The organism is Peterkaempfera griseoplana (assembly GCF_001418575.1).
GTDB classification, from domain to species: Bacteria; Actinomycetota; Actinomycetes; order Streptomycetales; family Streptomycetaceae; genus Peterkaempfera; species Peterkaempfera griseoplana.
Genome location: NZ_LIQR01000377.1, coordinates 1 through 5,636, shown reverse-complemented (window position 1 = coordinate 5,636; position 5,636 = coordinate 1). Strand labels below are relative to the sequence as shown.

The following is a 5,636-nucleotide window of genomic DNA, read 5'->3' as shown; positions in this document are numbered from 1 at the left end:
CCCCCCGCCCGGACCGGCCGCGGGCGTCCGGCGGGAGCCCCCGCCGCCGCCGGGCGTGCGCAGCCGCCCCCCGGCGCGCTTCCCCGGCGCGGCCGCGCCGTCCGGGGCCGAGGGCGACGAGTCGTCCGGCGGCCTTCTCGACGTGGTGCAGATCGCCGTCGCGCTGCTGGACACCAGCGGCCGGGTGGTGCTGTGGAGCCCGGCGGCCGAGCGGCTGCTGGGCTGGTCCAGCGACCACCTGGTGGGCCGCCGGCTGGAGGAGGTGCTGGTCGCCCCGGACCGGGCGCACCGGGCCCGCCGGGCCTACGACCACGCCGTCCGCACCGGCGGCTGGCGCGGCCGGGCCACCGCCGTCAGCCGGGACGGCCGCGAGATCGTGGTGGACCTGCGGATCTCGCTGCTGGTGGACGGCGACGGAGTGCCCTTTCTGCAGCTGGCGTTCTCCGAGGCGGCCGCCCTGGAGGCCGTGGAGCGGGATCTGGCCACCCGCGACGCCCTCTTCGAGCAGGCGGCGCTGGGCATCGCGGTGCTGGACACCGATCTGCGCTACGTCGGCGTCAACGCCATGATGGCCCGGATGAACGGGCTGCCGCCCGAGGAGCACATCGGACGGACCACCGGTGAGGTACTGCCCGAGCGCGCCGCCGACGAGGTGTCCGCGATCCAGCGCGAGGTGCTGGCCACCGGCGAGCCCATCGTCGATGTCACGGTTGCCGCGCCCAGTGCCCGGCGGCCCGGCTACCGCTCGATCTCCTACAGCCGCCTCACCGACCGCTCGGGGAAGGTGCTGGGGGTCGCCGGCATGGTCATGGACGTCACCGACCGCTATCGCGCGGTGGCCAAGGTCGAGCACGCCCGGCGGCGGCTGGCGCTGCTCAACGAGTTCGGCTCCCGGGTCGGCGACCTCCTGGACGCCTCCCGGATCGCCCAGGAACTGGCGGCGGCGGTGGTGCCGCGGCTGGCCGACTACTCGGGGGTGATCCTGCTCCGGGCGGTGGCCTCCGGCGACGACCTGCCCCGTCATCCGCACAGCCGAAGTACGGCGCTGGTGCAGATGGGCGTCGCCTCGGTGGAGGAGGGCCCGCAGGTGCGGGCGATGCTGCGGCGCGGATCGCCGGTGGAGTTCACCGACGAGTCGGTGTTCGGGCAGGTGCTGCGCAGCGGGCTGCCACGGATGCTGAGCAGTCCGGCGGAGCTGGAGAACACCACCTATCCCGGCGACCCGCGGATCCAGGTCGCCCTGGGCCTGGGCATCCACTCCATGCTGGTGGTGCCGCTGCGGGCCCGCGGCATCGTCATCGGCCTGCTGGTGGTCAGCCGCGCCGGCCGCCGGGAGGCCTTCGAACGCGACGACCTGGCCTTCGCGGTGGAGCTGGCGGACCGGGCCGGCAGCTCGCTGGACAACGCCCGGCTGTACGCCCGCGAGCGGGCCGCCGCCCTCACGCTGCAGCGCACCCTGCTGCCGCAGCAGGTGCCCCAGCCGCCCGGTGTGGAGGTCGCGTATCGCTACGTTCCCGGCAGCAGCGGTGCCGAGGTCGGCGGCGACTGGTTCGATGTGATCCCGCTGCCCGGCGCCCGTACCGCCCTGGTGGTCGGCGATGTGATGGGCCACGGCCTGCGGGCCGCCGCCACCATGGGTCGGCTGCGCACCGCCGTACGGACCCTGGCCGGTCTCGACCTGCCGCCCGCCGTGCTGCTCGACCATGTCCACCAGCTCGCCGACGACCTGGTGCAGGGGCCCGACGAGGCGCTCATCGCCACCTGCGTCTACGCCGTCTACGACCCGGCGACCCGGCGCTGTGTGCTGGCCAAGGCGGGCCACATCCCGCCGCTGCTGGTGGTGCCGGCCGAGGGGGCGGCGGTGACCGGACCCGGGGCGGGTCCGCTGCAGGGCGGCAGCGCCCGGGTGCTGGAGCTGCCCTCCGGGGCGCCGCTGGGGGTCGGCGGGGTGCCCTTCGAGTCCGTGGAGCTGGAGATCCCCGAGGGCAGTCTGCTGGCGCTGTGCACCGACGGCCTGGTGGAGTCGCGGGACCGGGACCTGGACGACGGGCTGGCCCGGTTGCAGGATGTGCTGGAGAAGCCGCACGCCTCCATCCAGGAGGCCTGCGAGGCGGTCCTGGGCATCGTGGACCAGGGCCGTGAGCCGGACGATGTGGCGCTGCTGCTCGCCCGGCTGGGCCGCAGTCCGTCGCAGCTCACCGCGGGCTGGACGCTGCCCGGGGAGCCGAGCGCGGTCGCGCGGGCCCGCCGGCTGACCCGGACCACCCTGCTCGACTGGGACCTGGAGGAACTGGCCGACACCGCGGAGCTGGTCACCAGCGAGCTGGTCACCAATGCGGTCCGGTACGCCAGCGCGCCGATCGGGCTGCGGCTGACGGTTCGTGAGCGGACTCTGCTGCTGGAGGTCTCCGACCCGCTGCCGCAGCCGCCCGTGGAGCGGCGGGCCGCGGGTACGGACGAGGGCGGGCGCGGACTCGAACTGGTACGGCGGCTGACGCTGCGCTGGGGCACCCGTTCCGAGGGGGCCGGCAAGGTCGTGTGGCTGGAACTGCCCCTTCCGGCCCGCAGGGTGTGAGCCGCACGGAAGAGTGGTAGGGGGCCGTTGCGGGCCCGCTGAGCCGAACGGTCGCGGAATGCGTACTCCGGGCCGTGAGGACGGCCAGGACGGGGGAGTGTTGGCAGGTGGCAGCGGTGATCGAGGGGCGTGGGCAAAAACCTTCGCCCGATTTGATGTTGTGACATCGAGGGCATGGGCGACGTGGCCGCGATGATGAATACTCGTGGTGCCGGCCCCGGGCGGCTGCCCTGGCCGATCGGGAGACGGCGGAGTCCGGCCCGGTGAAGGGGAGTCGGTTCGTTGAGCGACATGCCGGCGCGGGATGCGTTGACGGGCAGCGGTGCGCTGCCGGGCCGGAGCGGCCGGGCGGAGCACGGCCTGGGCGGGCACAAGGGCAGGAGGACGCCGGTGCGCGGCGGTGAGCGGTCCCAGACCGGGGTGCGCGTGCCCCGGCCGGCGTCGGCGGCGGACGAGCCTGCGTGGGCGTACGCCGAGCAGGGCCAGGGCGAGCCGGGCTCCATCTACGACTACATCCGGGTGGCCGCCTTCGCGATCGGCGCCGACGGCCGGATCAGCCAGTGGAGCGACCGGGCCGCCGAGTTCTTCGGTGTGGCGGCGGAGGAGGCGGTGGGCGCCGATCCGGTGACCGCGCTGATGCCGCGCGGGCTGTGGCGTGAGGGCCGGGCGCGGCTGGAGCGCATCCTGGCGGGTGAGGAGTGGGTCGGTACCGCCCCCTACCGGGAGGCGTCGGGCGGCGAGGGCGTCGCCGAGGTCTATGTGATGCCGTCCCGTACCGAGGACGACGCCGGCGGGGCGGTCTGCCTGGCGGTGGATCTGCGCAAGCTTCGGCGCATCGAGACCGACCTTGCCGCCTCGGAGGCCGTTTTCGGCCAGACTCCGACCGGGTTCTTCCTCTTCGACCGGCAGCTGCGGCTGCAGCGGGTCAATGACGCCTTTGCGGCGGGCATCGGCCTCAACCCCGAGGACCTGCACGGCCTCCGGCCGTACGACATCTTCCCCAGGACCGAGGCGGAGCGGCTGACGGCCGCCCTCAGGCAGGTGCTGGAGAGCGGCGAGGCCGTCGTCGACATGCGCTTCACCGGCCCCGCGCCGATGCGCGACGGCGCCCGCAAGTGGTCGGTGTCGCTCTACCGGCTGGTCGGCGCCAACGACCGGCCCATGGGCGTGGCGGGCCAGATCACCGATGTGACCCGCCGCCAGCGTGACGAGCGGGAGGCCGCCAGCGTCCGCCGCAACCTCGCCCTGCTCAACGAGGCCAGCGCCCACATCGGTTCCACCCTCGACCTGGAGACCACCGCCAAGGAACTGCTCGACGTGGTCGTCCCGAGGTTCTGCGACGTCGCCTCCGTGGACCTCTACTCGGCGCTGCTGACCGGCGACACCGCCCCCATCGGCACCGGAGGCCCCGCCGGTCCCGCCGACGGAGCCGGCGAGCTGCGCCGGGTCGCGGTCTCCAGCGCGGTCGGCGGCGCCTCCGCCGTCGCCGGTGTCCCGCGCGCCGCGGAGGCCGCCCGGGTCGGCGGCACCTTCTGCTACCCGCCCCGCTCCCCGCACGCCAAGGCGCTGCGCACCGGCCGCAGCGTCATCCCCGACACCCACCCCGACCCGCTGGTGCGCTCCACCCTGGTGGTGCCGTTGGTCGCCCGCAATGTGGTGCTGGGCCTGGTCCAGCTCTCCCGGGCCAAGGGCAGCGAGCCCTTCGACCAGCGCGATGTGGTGATCGCCCAGGAGCTGGTGGCCCGCGCCGCGGTCTGCGTGGACAACGCCCGCCTCTACCGCCGGGAGCACGAGCGGGCCCTGATCCTGCAGCGCAGCCTGCTGCCCCCCGGCAACCCGGCGGCCAGCGGGCTGGAGATCGCCTGCCGCTATCTGCCCGGCAGCAGCGGCACCGAGGTCGGCGGCGACTGGTTCGACGTCATCCCGCTGCCCGGCAACCGCACCGCCCTGGTGGTCGGCGACGTCATGGGCCGCGGCCTGCGCGCCGCCGTCGCCATGGGCCAACTGCGCACCGCCGTACGCACCCTGGCCATGCTCGACCTGGATCCTGCCGAGGTGCTCACCGCACTGGACGAGATCGCCCGCGGCCTGGGCGACGGCTCCGGCACCTCCCAGCTCTCGCTGGGCAGCGGTCCCTCACTCTTCGGGCAGCACCAGCCGCTGCTGATGGGCCGCCGGCAGGGCGTCCCCGCGGAGCCGGGCGTACCCGAGCCGGACGGCGGTTCCGAGGTCTACCTGGCCACCTGTGTCTACGCGGTCTACGACGCGGTGACCCGGCGCTGCACCATCGCCAACGCCGGCCATCTCCCCCCGGTGCTGCTGGCCCCCGGCGAGGACGCCCTGATGCTGGACGTGCCGCCGGGCCTGCCGCTGGGGGTCGGCGGTGAGATCTTCGAGGAGGTGGAGGTCGAGCTGCCCGACGGCGCACTGCTCGGCCTCTACACCGACGGCCTGGTGGAGTCCCGCAAGCACCAGCTGGAGGAGGGTCTGGAGGCCTTCCGCCAGGCGCTGTCCGGGCCGAGCCGCGGCCTGGAGGACCTCTGCGACCGTGTCCTCGGCGAGCTGGACCCGCACCACGGCGAGGACGACATCGCCCTGCTGATGGCCCGTATCCACGCCCTGCCCGACGAGGCGGTCGGCGACTGGCGGCTTCCCCCGGAGCCCACCTCGGTCGCCCGCGCCCGCGAACTGGCCATCGGCTGGCTGCTCGCCCGGGGCCTGGACGACCTGGTCGACACCACCGAGCTGCTGGTCAGCGAACTGGCCACCAATGCGCTGCGGCACGGCAGCGGCGACATCAGACTGCGGCTGCTGCGCGACACCACCGTGGTCTGCGAGGTCTGGGACAACGGCTACGCCCAGCCGCGGCAGCGCCGTGCCCAGGAGACCGACGAGGGCGGCCGGGGTCTGCAGCTGGTCAGTCTGCTCGCCGAGCGCTGGGGGAGCCGGCGTACCCCCAAGGGCAAGATCGTCTGGTTTGAGCTGGCGCTGCCGCAGACCTCGTCACTCCGACCCTGAACCCCTGAACTCCTGAACCCCGGGGTCTGCGCCGGGCCGCCGC

Annotated in this window: 2 protein-coding genes; both read left to right on the top strand. The window is 74.5% G+C overall.

All coding sequences use genetic code 11. The features are described from left to right. Positions 1-2,575: SpoIIE family protein phosphatase (locus tag AOK09_RS26455; protein WP_322973213.1), on the top strand; the 2,575-nt coding region annotated here is incomplete at its 5' end. 291 nt (positions 2,576-2,866) lie between these two features. Beyond that, positions 2,867-5,593 carry a SpoIIE family protein phosphatase gene (locus tag AOK09_RS26450; RefSeq protein WP_079063452.1) on the top strand — a complete coding sequence of 909 codons (2,727 nt, stop codon included), beginning with the start codon at positions 2,867-2,869 and terminating at the stop codon, positions 5,591-5,593. The last annotated feature ends 43 nt before the right edge of the window (positions 5,594-5,636 follow it).

Coding starts and splice junctions, on each gene's coding strand:
- AOK09_RS26450 (WP_079063452.1), top strand. CDS start 2,867: ATGCCGGCGCGGGATGCGTTGACGGGCAGCGGTGCGCTGCCGGGCCGG.